Origin of the sequence: Paenibacillus sp. NPDC058177 (assembly GCF_042883835.1) — a bacterium.
In the GTDB taxonomy this organism is placed as follows: Bacteria; Bacillota; Bacilli; order Paenibacillales; family Paenibacillaceae; genus Paenibacillus_AQ; species Paenibacillus_AQ agri.
In genome coordinates, this window is record NZ_JBHVVB010000005.1 from 442,363 (window position 1) to 458,370 (window position 16,008).

13 protein-coding genes are annotated in these 16,008 nt (G+C 48.4%); 2 read left to right on the forward strand and 11 right to left on the reverse strand.

All coding sequences use genetic code 11. The annotated features are described in order from the left end of the window. Positions 1-166: 166 nt before the first annotated feature. The 10 genes from ACFVU8_RS21460 to ACFVU8_RS21505 form a co-directional block, all read right to left on the reverse strand. Positions 167-1,882: a sigma-54 interaction domain-containing protein gene (locus tag ACFVU8_RS21460; protein ID WP_387430140.1), complete on the reverse strand. Its 1,716-nt coding sequence runs from the start codon at positions 1,880-1,882 to the stop codon at positions 167-169. Between the two features lie 318 nt (positions 1,883-2,200). Then, positions 2,201-2,560 (reverse strand): MmcQ/YjbR family DNA-binding protein, encoded by a 360-nt coding sequence (locus ACFVU8_RS21465; protein ID WP_387430070.1) that lies wholly within the window; start codon positions 2,558-2,560, stop codon positions 2,201-2,203. Between the two features lie 567 nt (positions 2,561-3,127). Further along, on the reverse strand, positions 3,128-3,697 hold the full coding sequence (locus ACFVU8_RS21470; protein WP_066374095.1) for a manganese catalase family protein: 570 nt from the start codon (positions 3,695-3,697) through the stop codon (positions 3,128-3,130). A 48-nt stretch (positions 3,698-3,745) separates the two neighbouring features. After that, positions 3,746-4,012, reverse strand: a complete 267-nt coding sequence (locus ACFVU8_RS21475; RefSeq protein ID WP_066374093.1) for a spore coat protein CotJB — start codon at positions 4,010-4,012, stop codon at positions 3,746-3,748. Positions 4,013-4,015: 3 nt separating this feature from the next. Then, positions 4,016-4,231 (reverse strand): spore coat associated protein CotJA, encoded by a 216-nt coding sequence (locus ACFVU8_RS21480; RefSeq protein ID WP_387430071.1) that lies wholly within the window; start codon positions 4,229-4,231, stop codon positions 4,016-4,018. Positions 4,232-4,474: 243 nt separating this feature from the next. After that, complete coding sequence (locus ACFVU8_RS21485) at positions 4,475-5,827, reverse strand: hemolysin family protein (protein WP_387430073.1); 1,353 nt, start codon at positions 5,825-5,827, stop codon at positions 4,475-4,477. 18 nt (positions 5,828-5,845) lie between these two features. After that, entirely contained in the window at positions 5,846-6,985 is a 1,140-nt protein-coding gene (gene yfkAB / locus ACFVU8_RS21490; RefSeq protein WP_379464969.1) for a radical SAM/CxCxxxxC motif protein YfkAB, read from the reverse strand. Between the two features lie 282 nt (positions 6,986-7,267). After that, on the reverse strand, positions 7,268-8,344 hold the full coding sequence (locus tag ACFVU8_RS21495; RefSeq protein WP_387430075.1) for an HD-GYP domain-containing protein: 1,077 nt from the start codon (positions 8,342-8,344) through the stop codon (positions 7,268-7,270). A gap of 198 nt (positions 8,345-8,542) precedes the next feature. After that, positions 8,543-9,370: an undecaprenyl-diphosphate phosphatase gene (locus ACFVU8_RS21500; RefSeq protein ID WP_379464971.1), complete on the reverse strand. Its 828-nt coding sequence runs from the start codon at positions 9,368-9,370 to the stop codon at positions 8,543-8,545. Positions 9,371-9,460: 90 nt separating this feature from the next. Next, on the reverse strand, positions 9,461-10,900 hold the full coding sequence (locus ACFVU8_RS21505; protein WP_379464972.1) for a bifunctional metallophosphatase/5'-nucleotidase: 1,440 nt from the start codon (positions 10,898-10,900) through the stop codon (positions 9,461-9,463). Between the two features lie 432 nt (positions 10,901-11,332). Here ACFVU8_RS21505 and ACFVU8_RS21510 point away from each other — a divergent pair, with 432 nt between their 5' ends. Further along, positions 11,333-12,370: an HD-GYP domain-containing protein gene (locus ACFVU8_RS21510; RefSeq protein WP_387430077.1), complete on the forward strand. Its 1,038-nt coding sequence runs from the start codon at positions 11,333-11,335 to the stop codon at positions 12,368-12,370. Positions 12,371-12,741: 371 nt separating this feature from the next. Next, positions 12,742-12,990, forward strand: coding sequence for a DUF7667 family protein (locus tag ACFVU8_RS21515; protein ID WP_379464974.1), 249 nt, complete (start codon positions 12,742-12,744; stop codon positions 12,988-12,990). 1,156 nt (positions 12,991-14,146) lie between these two features. On the opposite strand, the gene ACFVU8_RS21520 is transcribed toward ACFVU8_RS21515, so the two are convergent. Then, positions 14,147-16,006, reverse strand: a complete 1,860-nt coding sequence (locus tag ACFVU8_RS21520) for an ABC transporter ATP-binding protein (protein ID WP_387430079.1) — start codon at positions 16,004-16,006, stop codon at positions 14,147-14,149. Positions 16,007-16,008: the final 2 nt, after the last annotated feature.

Below are 16,008 nucleotides of genomic sequence, written 5' to 3' on the forward strand. Positions count from 1 at the left end.
TATTCATTTTTATCAATTTAATTATCACAGCTAATCATTTAAATTAGTTTAAAAACAACAATTAATTAAACTATATCTTCTATTTTCTCTGTTTTTATCTTTTTTTCTCATTTTTTAAATACAATAAAAAACCAACAATTGCTAGCCCTGAATTTTCAAATCTATGTTATTTAATTTTTAACTTCTTGATTTTGCGATAGAGCGTCGGCAAGCTGATCTGCAGCTTCTCCGCAACCATTCGTTTGCCTTCTGTATCCCGCCCAAGCTGATTCAGCAGTTGAATAATACTCTCCTTCTCGTGGTTCTCCTCCAGATGACGGCCACCCCGTCGTCCCGGAGCCACCATACCTGGAATTTGCCCGCGGATTTGAGCCGGCAGACTCTGTAGCGTAACCAGATCGCCAATCTCCAATTGCACAAAATGCTCTACCACGTTCTCAAGCTCACGCACATTGCCAGGCCAGTCATATAGCAGGAGCCGTTCCAGCACCTGTGGTGAGAGCCGTTTCGGCAAACGTCCGTATTTTAGCGAAACGTTCTTCATGAAATACTCAAGCAACAACGGGATGTCTTCCTTCCGCTCACGCAAAGGAGGGATATGCAATGGAATGACGTTCAACCGATAGTATAGATCCTCGCGGAATTTCTCTTCGGCCACCATTCTGTCCAGATTACGATGTGTTGCGGCGATAATACGTACATTCACATCAATCGGCTCCATGCCTCCCAGCCGCTCCACCTTGCGCTCCTGGACTACCCGCAGCAGCTTACCCTGCAAATGCAAAGACATGTCCCCGATTTCATCAAGGAATATCGTTCCGCCGTCAGCCAGCTCGAACCGTCCAGCTTTACTCTCATTCCTGTTTCCGATAAAGGCGCTGCTCTCGTATCCAAAGAGTTCGCTCTCCAGGAGCGTATCAGGGATCGCTGCACAGTTGATCGCGATGAACGCGCCATCCTTCCGGGAACTGGCTGCATGAATTGATTGGGCAAATACTTCCTTGCCGGTTCCGCTCTCTCCCAAGATCAGCAGATTCACCTCGCTTAAAGCCACCCGCTGCGACATCTCCTTGATCGTACGAATCGGGGCGCTTGTGCCCTTGATATCCTCGAATCGATAAGTAGTCTGCTTTTGAAAAGGATACTTCTTCCCTTCCAGCTTCTCGGGTTCGACTTGAAGCAGAATCGTAGCGGGCTGCCCTCCATCATAGACAGGCTTCACGCGTAACTTCCAATTGGTCCTGCTGCGGCCTGCCCGCTCAGGAACGATCGTCCGCTCCTCTAAATCCCGAGCCGCTCTGAGATGATCCCAATCCTCAGGAGAAACCCACTCCTGAATAAAGCTCCCCAGGACCTGTGTTCGGGGCAATTCCATAAGACTGGACATCGCCGGATTCAACTCTACGATTCTTCCATCCGGGTCCAGCACCAGCAGCGCCTCCTGTGCCACAGAAAGCACGGCACTCAGCTCTTTCTTCAGCAGGCTGCTCTCCGCGGCATGCTTGCGGCTGCTCTCGCTCCCAGCTATCATATATCTGAGAGACCGGGCATAGCCGCTGATGACTGGAAGATTAGCAGCAAGCCACGCCGCGGCTTCCGGGTTATCCGCCTTCACCCACAACACAGCTGTAGCGTTCAGTCTATGCCATAGGGCGCGCAACCCTTCTGACTCCGCCCCCGCTATTGCAGCAGAACCGTAATTATCATTCTCCTGAATAGACAGGCTTTCGACAATAACCTTCAATTCTTGAGCAATGAACACAGCATCATAATGACCTGTACTGTTCCATTGCTTAATTTCCATATTTACAGGCAAGAGGCTCGATAACTGCTCTGCTAGATCATAAAGGCTCTGCCAGCTATTAACCTCCAGTTGTTCCATACTCAATCCTAAGCACCCTCTCATGAACAGAACTCTCTAGTATACTCTACTAGATTAAATGAATTCCTGTATACATGATTAGAAATATTGAATTCATTCTCGCATTTTTTGTCGAAAGAGTCCAGATGTTTTTAAATAATTCCTATGAGTATTATTGGAATTAAATTTCACCCTTGTTTTATCAACTGCTTTCATTTCATTAAATTCAATTTCCGACCAATTCAATGCTGTAATTGTGAAGCATTAAAATACGAAAAATCCCGTCGCCCCTTGGATGACAGGATTTCTGGATCTGATTGCCTACGGATAGTTCTTTATTTAGTTCATTTCTGCTATAGATTCTCTGAGGCGCTTAGGAAGCTTTTTGAAAACCATATCGTAAGAGTGATCAATCATATCGAAGATATCCTGCTCTGGTAAAGAACCATCTATCGTGATTGAATTCCAGTGCTTTTTATTCATATGATATCCCGGTCGAACGCTCTCATGCTGCTCTCTCAAGTTTTCCGCAATAACCGGGTCACATTTCAGATTTAAACGAGTATCCTTGCCCTTTTCCTCAAAAATAATCGCGAACATTTTATCAGCAACTTTGATCACGACTGGAGTGAATCCAAAGGGATAATCCTCGGTCGCTCCCTGCTTCTTTAAGCAATACTCGATAATATTATTTTTCAAATCAGTCTCTCTCCTTCACCTTTCAACAGCCTTCAATATGGTAATTATAAGAACTGTTGTTCCGTTAATCAAGTTAGTATTATTTTTCTTTAGCTAATTTTGGATACCCAAAACTGCTACATAGGAAGTTACTACAGGTGAGTTCGACCTAATTAAGGGTGATATCATGGTATGTATGTAGAACGCATTAAAACAACAATCATAGTCCAGAAAAAATAGTTTATATAAAAAGGCTCAAAGTGTGATTAACGGCATTTTTGTACCTTAAATCATCTGCAACTGAGGGTTACAGGAGATTAAGTTCAATATTGTACCTTAAATATTCCGTAATACCCCATTAAGCATGCTTTTTAGGAAAATAAGGTACAAAAATGCCTCTATCTCCCTTGTTTGCCCATTTTCAAGATAAGTAAGGTACAAAAATGCTCTTAGTTGGGGAGGTGGCTCCTCTTTTTTACTGTTAAGACGATTGTTGAAGAGGAATTTACCACTTCTAGTGTTTACAGCCTAAAATTAAAAAGAGTAAAGCGAACTATGCAGTCGCTTTACTCTTTTTTATTATTCCACTCAGAAAATCTTCTTCTTTCCCCGATCATCAATCAGAATCTGCACCGACTCTTTAAACCGCAGCGCATGCACAATCTCCCGCTCCCGCAGGAACTTCAGACTGTCTTGCAGATCCACATCATCTGTCATGTCGATCAGCCACTGGTATGTAGCCCGCGCCTTTTCCTCAGCCGCAATGTCTTCGTAGAGATCAGCGAGCGGATCTCCCTTGGCCGCGATGTAAGTTGCAGTGAACGGAACACCGGCGGCGTTGTTATAGAACAGGGCGTGATCCCGGGTCGCATAGTTCGGACCGAGACCGGCGGCTTCCAGTTGCTCAATCGATGCGTCTTTTGTCAGCTTATAGATCATGGTCGCAATCATCTCGAGATGCCCGAATTCCTCAGTGGAAATATCGGTTAACACTCCAATTACTTTGTCAGGAATCGCATACCGCTGGTTCATGTAACGCAGCGCAGCGGCGAGTTCACCGTCCGCTCCACCATATTGCTCCATCAGATAACGCGCCATCCGCACGTCACATTTGCCGACTCGTACCGGATATTGCAATTTCTTTTCATAAATCCACATTCGGGACGCTCCCCTCCTTTAGTGAACTGCTGCTATCCTATCAGACCGCTACACTTGCCAAGGCCAAGGGGGCTGGTTCCACTCCCACGGGCATTTGGAAAAGGCACGCCCAAAATTCTGTAGCGGTCCATACAGCTCCTGAAAATGGCCTGCCAGCCGTGTCCGTTCCTGGGTAAGCTGGTTGAACTGCTCGATCGCCTTTAGATCCTCGGGGTGAGTATCCAGATAGAGATTCAGCTCCACGAGCGCAAAATCCAGAACCTGCAGCTGCTCCAGCAATTCGTAATACCGTTGGTCGCATGGTTGTGCCTCCATGGCTTATTTCCCTCCTTTCGACTTGGACTCATACGGACTGAACAGCGCGGGCCACAAGGTTCCGTACCTTAACGCTTCCGGCAGACTGAACTGCGGAAGATCCGGCGGCTGAAAGTTGATGAACTGGTTGGGGGGTACGACGAACGTCTTGAACGGTACCGGTGGGCAGGGATCAAACGGCCCCCTAAACGGCGTATGCACACGCTCCTGGGAATTCAATATAAACATCCTCCTTTGCTCATTTCACTGCTGAGTGCAGCAGTTATTCTGAACGCTTACCTTCGTAACTAATTTATGATAGGCAAAGGCGGAATAAGACGGTTTGTGAAAAAAAACTCTCTTGATGTCCATATACGACAAAAAAAGCCTTCCCCTTCGTGCATAATACATTGCGCGATAGGAAAAGGCTTCGTTTATAACTGAACTATGGTTAGTACTCGTTTCGTTTCTTCAAATCCATGCTTACTTCTCATCCGCTTCAGAAGATTCCTCTTCATCCTTCGCAGGCGCCTCACGGTGAATGTTTATCCGGGTAATCCGCAGCCGGGTAGACTCTTCGACCTCAAAGACGACGTCCCCGACAACAACGCGTTTGCCTTTGGATGGATTGCCTTCCAGCTCTTTGAACAACCAGCCACCGATGGAATCCACTTCATCGTCTTCAATGACTACACCGGTCAAATCGTTGACATCCTCGATAAGCATACGGCCTGCGACTGAAATGTACTCTCCATTCTGCTCCACGCTAGGACGTTCATCCTCGAACTCGTCGTGCAGATCCCCGACGATCTCTTCCAGAATCTCTTCTGCAGTCAATAACCCCGCGGTCCCGCCGTATTCGTCGACGACAAGCGTCATCTGAATCTTGTTCTTCTGCATCAGCCGCAGCACATGACTGATCTCCATCGACTCTGGCACGTTCGGAATCGGGCGGACTAATGTAGTCAAATCATTCTGCTGTTCAGGCGGTGCGAAGAGTAGATCGGTAATGTGAATAAAGCCAATAATCCGGTCTTTATCCTCCATCGCTACCGGGTAACGCGAATGCTTGGTTTCCGTAATAATGCGCATGTTATCTTCCAGGGAAAGGTTGCTGTACAGCACATCCATATCGGTACGCGGCAGCATAACCTCACGGGCCAACAGGTCGGAGAACTCGAAGATATTATCCATAAGCTTCATCTCATCTTTATCAATAACGCCACTCTTGGCACTCTGATTCATGAGAATACGTATTTCTTCCTCCGAATGCGCAGCCTCTGCCTCACTGGCAGGCTCCACCCCGATCAAACGAAGCAGACCATTCGCGGATGCGTTAAGCACCCAGATGAACGGCAGGAATAGATTATAAAAGAACATCAGCGGTGCGGACAGCAACAGCGCTGAGCCTTCTGTTTTTTGAATCGCCAATGACTTGGGTGCAAGCTCACCAAGCACAATATGTAAGAAAGTAATAATGGAGAAGCCAAGCACCAAAGATACGGTGGAGATCAGCGTATGGTCTGTAACCCCAAGCTTGAACATCAGAGGCTCTACCAGCAGCTCCGAAATGGCGGGCTCTCCTACCCAGCCGAGACCGAGCGAGGCAAGTGTAATCCCGAATTGGGTCGCAGACAGATAAGCGTCCAGCTTCTTGTTTACCTTTAGCGCATATCCAGCCATCTTGTTGCCCTCACTAACTAGCTGGGTCAGGCGTGACTGCCTGACCTTCACCAGTGAGAACTCTGCGGCGACGAATATGCCATTTAATAATACGAGCACCAGAACAAGCAAAAGATTAAGCAGCAATCTCCCTACTTCAAATTCCGTATGCACAATAACAACGCCTCATTTCTACAGATTGATCGCTTTTCTTGATTTGAAGTCAACACCCGGATAATACATATCCGCTACCAGAAGATTCGGTCCGCAGCAGCTAGCTGCGTCACAGTGACAGTTCACTTCTTGGTTAAGCGGGTGCTGGGTCTGCCAGTCTGTAAAAATATCATCCAGCTTGTTGCTGCTGATGTTGCCAAACGCTGCGATATCTGCAAAATCCGTAACGAAAACATCGCCGGTAAACATGTTTACATTCACACGGTTGCGTCCGTCCGGATCATTGCGAAGCGTAACATTCTTCTCGGAACGCAGTCGCTTCAAGAGCTTCTGGTCTTCTTCCAGGAAGCTGCAGGCGAAGAATGGAAGCGTGCCGAACAGCATCCACATCTCGGGGTCACGGTGGTCCAGCAGATCATGAATAGCAGCCTGCATATCCTTAAGCGACAGAACCGGCAGCGCGGAGGCAAAGCTTGAAGCGTACATTGGATGCACCTCATGGCGTTTTGCTCCCATATCGCCGATCAGCCGGTGAATCTCCGGCAGCTTGGTATGCGTGCGATAGTTAATCATGGATTCCGCAGAGATGAGCATGCCGTCATCACTGAGTCTGCGGGAGTTCTCGATCATCGTATCATACAAGCGGTAAGCAGCTTCCTTCGCTACAGGATGGCCGCTGTTTGCAAAGCCAACTTCATGAAAATCATCACCATTAACATAGTTGAAAGAGATATGCATAACGTCCAGATAAGGAAGCAGCTTCTCATAACGGGAATATGGCATGGTTAGATTGGAATTGATTTGCGAGCGGATTCCTCGCTCCTTGGCATACTTGAGCAGCGGGACAATCATATTGTCTACGGTGGAAGCGCGGAACATCGGCTCTCCGCCGGTAATGCTGATCGTCTGCAGGTGCTCGACTTCTTCTAGCCGATCAAGCATATTCTTAAGGGGCAGCATCTCTCCTTCTTTCATGGTGAGGCTGTCACCAACGGCGCAGTGCTCACACCGCATATTACATAAATTCGTAACCGTCATCTCCACACTGGTCAGTACATGCCGCCCGTACTGCCGCAGGGAAGTGATGGGATCCCAAGGGTCATAGCTTGGGGATAACTCCTTCTGCGGGGATAATGACATTGGTCTTATAACATTCATTTGTGATAGCTCCTTTAAAGCTTATTCCTTATTATTAACCTAAAAATCATCCGTATGAACGGATTATTATCCTATATCATACCACGAAGAACGAAAAAACTGCACTTTTGAGTTGTACTTGCTTGCTATTTACTGATATTTTCTGAAAAAAACAGCATGCAGCGAAAAGATATCCGGGCCATGTGCACCTTACGTGCCCACCCGTGTATCGATCTCGCTGCATGCCTGAGAGGCTGGAATTGCCTCATTGAGAAGTCTATGAAGCGGTGCCAGCCGGCACCCTTAATTGGCTACATCCACAATAACTACAGAAAGCATCACGGCAAGGTCCATCTCGAACGGAACCACTGGCTCTCCTTCGGGGCCGGTAAGGATGCGAACCACCGGACGGTGTGGTGTGGTGGAGTCAATTTTGACCACAACTCCGCTCTGACCCGTGCTGAGCTTCACTGTAAGCCCCAGTGGATAGATTGCTACACGGTCCCGGAACAATTCAAGCTGCCGCTGCTCATACAACGTGCCGGAGCCTACATAAAGCGCCTCTACCGCCTGATGGGGGAGCATCGCTTTTTTGTAGACACGACTGGAGGTCATCGCATCATAGGAATCGGCCACGCCAATCCATTTGGCGTACTCATGAATTTCCGCTCCCTTGAGTCCGCGGGGGTAGCCGGAACCGTCAATCCGTTCATGATGCTGCAGCGCACAATGGGCGGACAGCAACGGAATATTCGGCTCGTCCTTAAGAATCCGGTAGCCGATTTCGGTATGGGCCTGCATCTGCCGGAACTCTTCATCCGTCAGCTTGCCGGGTTTTTGGACAATCTTGACCGGAATTTGCGTCTTGCCGATGTCGTGCAGCAACGCACCCAGACCAATGACCCGCAATTCCGCTTTACTGTACCCGTGAGCGATAGCCATAACAAGTGTATAGAGGCAGACATTTAACGAGTGGACATAAAGATAATTATCCGCTGTATGCATTTCCAGCAGCATTATCATAGGTGTCTCCTGGGCAGACATTTCGTCCAGAATCGAATCCATCACGCCCGAGAATTTTTTATCCAGATGATAAAAGCCTTTGGTAATGCCGGAAGCACCGGACATGTCCTGAAATTGTGTCTTAATAACCTTGAGCGCCTGGTTGCGCGTCTCATCCTGCAGCATCCCCTCAATCACTACATCTTCAGTGAGGGAATCTTGCACATATACATAGCCGATGTCGATTCTGCCGAGGCGTTTGATCAGTGAATCGGTAAGCTCTACGCCGTCGGAAAGCAGAATCATGCCTTCATCGCTATAAATTTTTTTGCCCAGCCTCATGCCCGGTTGAAGCCGGCTGACGGATACTAAACGCACTCTGGTTCACTCCTGCCTTTAACGGTAGATTGCTATTCTGCTTAAAAACTTTGGGTCTCACACCGTGTCTATACCGTTACCTTTGGAGAACAGGCAAGCACACCTACATCGGTTTGCCCCGGACAACGCTTCCCTGGATACACCTCTAGGAAACAACCATAGCCGGGTACCGCTGTACCGATGGAATCTTGGAAATGATTAACGCATAATAAATAGCCAGAAAACAGCCGCTAAAATAAAGCGGTAAATCGCAAAATGTGTCAATCTGATCTTTTGAATCCATCGCATGAACAGAATAACTACAAGGTAAGCCACTGCGAATGAAATCAGGAAGCCAATGACAAAGTAACCAATGGTCTCACTGGTAAAATCGCGGTAAGCATCCAAAAGCTCATACCCGGAAGCCGCACACATAATCGGAATCGCGATCAGAAAAGAGAAATCGGCTGAGGCCTTATAGCTGACCCCGCTGAGCATCCCCCCCGAAATTGTGGAGCCTGAGCGGGAAAAGCCTGGCCATAATACAGAGATAATCTGGTACAAGCCAATGGCTAGCGCCTGTCCATAGGACAGATCATCCAGTTCGTGGGCAGTAATACGGATCTTGCGACGGTTGACCCACTCGGCAACAATCATTAAGATCCCTCCGGCTACTAGCGCCCAAAGCACCGTACTGGCTCCGAATAGGCCCTTGATGAAGTCACGTGCAAAAAAAGCCACGGCCAATGCCGGCGCAATCCCCAGGATCACATGAATCAGATTAAGACGGGACTGCGGCATCACGCCTCCCCGATTACTCCGACTGCGCCCGATTCCCAGCAGGTTAAGCACCCGATGACGGTAGACCAGCGCGATAGCCAGAATAGCACCTAATTGAATGACAATCTCATAGGTCTTCATAATCGATTCCTGCTCGGCAAAACCCATCAGCTTGGCCGTCAAGATCATATGGCCTGTGGAGGATACAGGGATAAACTCCGTGATTCCTTCAACAATGGCCAAAATAATGGCTGTAATAGTGTCCATACAATCCTCCTGTTTGTGGCGGAATGAATATCGGGTACAACTTTGTTATTTTAAAAAATCATACAGCACAGCCATCATTCAGGCCTTCCCTTATGTAGTACCGTTGTTCCAACGGGAAATGAAACTCTCCTCAAGACTGCCCGGCCGCTGCAGCTCCATCCGCAGCAGATCACGGAGGAAATGCGGAAGAAGATACACCGCATCCTTGCCGTTGGCGAGCGTCTCATAACCGATCCGGAAAGTGAACATATCCAGCGTCCCAACCTCATACTCCTGGTCATCTTCCAGAGGCTGCCCTTCGACAAAAACTGCAATATCGTTATCATACGGCAAAACAAGTGAATCGTACAAGATATTTAAGCCATCTACTGCAAGACTGCCCAGCTGTTTTCCCCGGAAACCATAGCCAAAGATAGCTTTATTACGGAATTCTTCTGTCAAACTTTGCTCCAGAGCTATGCGGATATCCCGCCCTTTAAGCTTCACTATGCAAGGATTGATCGGCGAAGGACACAGTCCATGCAGCATCCCCAGTGAAATATCCCCCTCTGGCAGTGGTCCCAGAAGCTGTCCGGTATTGACAATCGCTATCTTGGCGCCGGTGAATCTGCGCACAGCCTGAGCGAGAAAATTACCGAATGGGGATTCCCCCTGATAGTCAACCGGAAGCTCTCGATCTGTAATGGCCACCGATTCATGCAAAGCTTCTCTTCCCCGTTCCAGATGGGTGACGGCCGCAGAATGAACCCGTTCCTCCCTTAGCTCAGGGGAAACGGCGAGGCATTCTCCCTCTACAAGTCTGAAACCGAGATCCGGCTCCTGCCGTTCAAAAACAAGCCTGCCCAAATAATTACCAAACTTGCCGGCGCCGCAGACGGCAGTACCAGCAATAATCTGTGGACGTTCCAGCAGATGGTGAGTATGTCCACCCAAAATGGCATGAACGCCCTCCAGGTTCTCTGCCAGCCGCTGATCTGTAGGCAGACCCAGATGAGACAGCACGATCAAAATGTCTACCTGTGGAGCCAACAGACTGCATTCCTTACGAAGTGCCTCTTCCGGGTCTAGTGCATCCCAGCCCAGCAACGCATAGAACGAAGCAAAAGCCGCTGTCGCTCCAGTCACGCCTATGCGGATGCCGTCCCGCTCCAGGATAACATGGCGCTTCATCCAGTGCGGCGGCTCTCCAGTCGCAGTCTCTACAAAGTTGCAGCACACTACCGGACACTGAAGTCCGGAGAATACCGCAGAGAGCATGTCGGCTGTGAAGGTAAGCCCCTCATTATTACCAATGGTGACCGCATCGTATCCCGTCAGATTCAGAATATCAATGTTCGCCTGTCCCATCGTTCCTTCCGTCTCTATGGCCGCTCGATCCATATGGTCGCCAATATCCAGCAACAAAAGTGGTTCATCGCCCGCTGCGGCCCTTTGCTCAGCAATGACTGCCGCAAGTGGGCTCATCATGTCGAAATGACTATGTATATCATTAGTATGAAGTATTGTCAGTCGCTCTGATATAGGCTTCATCAATAACATCCTTCCCACCTGTGTAAGGCCACCTTTTTTGGAAGCGTAAGGCGCTTGTTCTTTCAGAGTTTAGCATAACATTTCCAAGCTCAATATGGTATATTTCAGTACTTACAATACCATTATACCAAGGCCTGCAAGTGCTGCGAGGCCTGCATTTCTGTACCTCTCTTTGAACCAGAATCAAGAGGATGGCTGCGCCTCCCCTTCTCCTTTTAAATACCGTGTTAGTTCGCAATCATACATTATATAGGTCTTAAAACCTACAGAATATCCTTAGAGAAATTATTGTAGTCGTCCAGTTAGCTATAGTCAGAATATACCGAAACTTCGATGCATATCTGAAGATTGTGAATATTAATTGTTAACCATTGAATGTTTGTCCTTTTCTTGCTATGCTGAGAAAAATTGACACATAAGGTGGCATAAGCATTGAGAGTACACGTCATGGATGTTAAGCCGGGGGATTATCTCGGAACAGACACCTTCAACGCCCGCGGACTTCATGTTTTGTCCAAGGGAACCCAGTTGCGCATGGATGAAATATCCAAGCTGTTGCAACACGGTATTGATTACATTGATATCGAAACCCTGGAAGGAACACTCTCCCCGCCCCATAAACCGTCCGTTATTCAAACCGTTACGGCAAGCTTTGATACCATGATCGACGGTTTCGAGACCCTTTATTTAGAAGCGTTAACCAAAGGCAGCTTTAATCCATCCGTCGTAGACGATGTTCTTCAGCCAACCCTGCAATCCCTGGACAAGCATAAAGACGTGGTAACCCTCCTTCTACTGCTGGACCGGGAGGATGAATATACCTATAATCATTCCCTTCAGGTAGGTATGCTTTCCTATTATATTGCAACTTGGCTCGGTTATTCCAAGCAGGAATGCTATGAGATCAGCCGGGCTGGTTATCTGATCGATATCGGTAAATGCCGAATCTCACCCGATTTGCTGAACAAGCCGGGGAAGCTGACCGTCGAAGAATTTGAAGAAGTGAAGCGACATACTACATACGGTTACGAAATTATCCGCAATTCCATGGACAACCCTACCGCTGCAATGGTTGCTCTCCAGCACCATGAACGGGAAGACGGCTCCGGCTATCCCGCCAATTTAACCAAATCGGAGATTCATCCCTATGCACAGATTGCCGCTGTGGCTGACGTGTATAGTGCCATGACTTCACCCAGAGTCTATCAGTCCAAGCAAGAACTTATCTCGGTGCTGCACGAATTACATAACCTCAGCTTCGGCAAGCTGAACGGCAAGACCGTTCATGCCTTTATCCAGCATTTGATGCCGAATTTCATCGGCAAGCGCGTCCTTCTTGACACCGGTGACATGGGCGTCATCGTCATGAACAACCCCATAGACGTGTTCCGTCCACTGGTGCAGGTCGACCATAAATTCCTCGACTTGTCCCGTGAGCGGAGTGTGTCGATTGTGGAGATCTACACCTAGGGGCGCTCGCCATCCCTCCCAAACCCTCCCTTCCTAAGGGAGGGCCAAGGGCGCCGCCCTCTGGACACCCGAAGGAACAGCGTGGTTGGCGGGATGACGGGGCGTCTGCGGACAGATGTTTTGGAGGGTGGGTATGCTCGCCCTTGAGCAGTCCTTGTCTTGCTCCGCAAGATACAGGACTGCTCAAAGCTTTACGGCGCAGGCCGCTCCCCGGGTAATGTGACCCGGGGGGCGGCTTTTTCTGGCCTCCGCGGTGCCCTCGCGGAGGCATTGCCATTGCGGAGGCCGGCCTAGTTTATGGCCGGGGGCATTCGGTTAGACTGATCAATAGAGTAAAACGTTGATTAGACTAACCTGAAAGGATGAAGCCTATGCTGCCGATTCACGGGCGCCTTGCTGAGCTGTATTCACTGAGCCGCCAGCGGAAGCTGACTGAATCTGAAGAGCTGGAGCAGCAGCACTGCTTGCAAGCGAATGCAACTTACTGCTGGGAGATGGCCCGGCTTAACAATGAAGCCATACTGGCGGCGCGAACGCAAGATATCAACTGGCAGCAGAACATCGGCGCTCAGATGGTTGAGCTGCGTACGTCTGGCCGGATATCAAAACGTCGTAAGTAAGGCGGCATCGTAGAAAACATACGAGCTCTCCTCTATAAATTGAACTGTAGCATGAGCGAAAAGGAAATATATAAGCCGAACAAAAAAATGAACAAACAAAAAAATGAACAAACAACAAGATGAGCGAACGAGGAAGGTTGGAACTGTAGGCGTAAAACGATCGCCTGAAAGCTTCCCATAAGAAAGCTAGCACCGGATCATAGTTGTCGACAGCAAGACCTATATCCAGAGCTGTTCAAAACCAGCGTTGTCAATAGAAACGGTAAATTCCCCTTCACCAGTCGTCTTAACAGTGAAAAAGAGGGACCAACTCCCCAACTAACGGCATTTTCGTACCTTATTTTTCTTGAATATAGGCAAATGAGGGAAATAAGGGCATTATTGTATCTTATTTTTCGGAAAAGCACGCTGGATGGGGGATTCTGGAACAATTAAGGTACAATATTGCACTTAATCTCCTCTAACCCTTAGCTTCAGAGGATTTAAGGTACAAAAATGCCGTTAATTACACTTAGAGACTTCATGTATACGCTCTCTTTTTTACTTGACTTTGTAAGCTACTTTGCGTTCTATTTGGAGAAAAAATTCGATACGTTGATACGATAGTATTTAGAGGTAATAGCATGTAGAGGCGATAGCATGTAGAGGCGATAGCATGTAGAGGCGATAGCATCTAGATACGATAGCATGTAGTGGTCATAGCATGTAGATGTAATAGCATCCACCTGAAAAAGGATCAGCGGATAACAGCTTAGGTTTTGAAGTTGATCACATGCATGAGTAGAGTGGAGGGTCGGGGGATTCTGGAGAAACGGTAGTGGTCGCCTTTAAAGCCCGATTTCAACCTCTAATTCCTTTTACAATCAAGAAATCGGGCGTTAACAGCGATCGGAAGAACCCCCGACCCGCAGGGGCTTCACTCCGCATGAACCACTGTTTTCTCCTTTGATCCTGAGAACGAACAGCAAGATACTTCCATCCTGTTCCAAATTACCAGCGTCCTAACCAAAAAAGCCCCCAACCCCACAATAAAGTGGAGCTGGAGGCTTCTTTTTGATGGCATCTTTTGATGTCATCTTCTGAGCTCTTCTTTTGCATGAATCGATTTATCAACTTGCCGTAAAAAGCGTTCTTCAGTTGCTTGCTACCTAGGCACCTACAGGAACCGGAACTGTGCTTCGATCAATCCGTTGTAGACACCGTCACGAGCAGTCAGCTCGCTATGGTTGCCCTCTTCCTTGATCTGACCGTGATCCAGTACCACGATCTTGTCAGCGTGGCGGATGGTGGACAATCGGTGAGCGACGATAAAGGAGGTCCGGCCTTGCAGCAGGGTTTTAAGAGCTTCCTGAATCTTGAGCTCGGTCTCTGTATCGATACTCGCCGTAGCTTCATCCAGAATGAGAATCCGTGGGTCCGCTAGCAGCGCTCTGGCAAAGGACAACAGCTGACGCTGACCCATGGACAGCGCACTACCCCGCTCTTCGACCTCTGTATCGTACCCGCCAGGCAGTTTAGTGATGAAATCATGGGCATCCACCGCTTTGGCGGCCTCCTCTACTTCCTGATCCGTGGCATCCAATCGTCCGAAACGGATGTTGTCACGGATCGTTCCCGAGAAGATGAATGTGTCCTGTAACACGGTACCGATCTGTCCGCGCAGGCTGTCCAGGGTGACATCACGGATATCTTTTCCATCGATCGTGATTTTACCGGTGGTGATATCGTAGAAGCGGCCAATCAGGTTGATAATGGTACTCTTACCTGAGCCGGTATGCCCCACTAGTGCAATAGACTGTCCGGCCTTAACATCAAGATCAATACCTTTGAGGGCTGCCCGCCCCTTCTCATATTCAAAGATGACCTTTTCAAACTTGATATCGCCTTGAATGGTTGGCAGCGGAGTCGCACCCGGCTTATCGGATACGTTAGGCTTCTCGTCCAGATATTCAAAGATTCGCTCCGAGGAGGCCATAGCCACCAGAAGCTGGTTGTACATTTGACCCAAACGGTTGATCGGATCCCAGAAGTTGCTGACATAAGTACTGAAAGCCACCAGGAAACCAACAGTCAGTTCACCCGACTGGATCAGATAAGCACCAAGCCAGAACAGAATCAGGGTACCGAAGCCACCAGTGATCTCGATAATTGGACCGAATGCCTGGTTCATCGCCGAGGCTTTATCCCATGATTTCTTACTTTCGCTATTCATGGCATCGAAGTATTTCATGTTCTCTTGCTCTTGCGTATACGCCTGAGTCACTCTGATCCCCTGAATGGATTCATTCAAGTGAGAGTTGATCCGCGAGTTCTTCATCCGTACATCCTGCCAGGCAATACGAATCTTCTGCCGCAGCTTGGTGGAGACAAAGAACATAATCGGTACAGTAACCATTACCGCAAGGCCGAGCTTCCAATTGATGAAAAGCAAGATGACCATAATTCCGACAAGCTGCACACAGTCAATCATCAGGTTGACGACCCCGTTGGTGAACAGGTCCTGCAAGGAATTGATGTCATTCGTAACCCGTACCAGCACTGAACCTGCCGGGCGCTTGTCGAAGAAATTAAAGGACAGCTTCTGGATGTGTCGGAACAGATCTGAGCGCAGGTCATAAATTACTCTTTGCCCAATGATATTGGTGAATTTGATCCGGTAAATTCCGGCAATCCATTGAATCAGATACAGGACCACCACGCTCGCCGTAAGGGTGTAAAGGAGCGTTAAGCTTGGACTTCCTGTCTTCGGTGCGATCGCCTTGTCTATCGCCATACTGGTCAGGAACGGCACCGTAAGCTTGGTGACGGTTCCCAGTACCATCATTACCAGTACAAGCGGCAGCATTTGCTTGGCATAAGGCTTCATGTAGCTAAACAGCCGTGTGAATTGCTTCCAGTCGAATGCCTTGTCAATAATATCGTCGTCTTTGTAGACGAACCGTTCGTCCAGCGTTTGTTCAGGTGCCGTTTTTTTCTTTGTAGTGGCTCCTGCACCCGGGTTGACTTGAGGTTCCATAA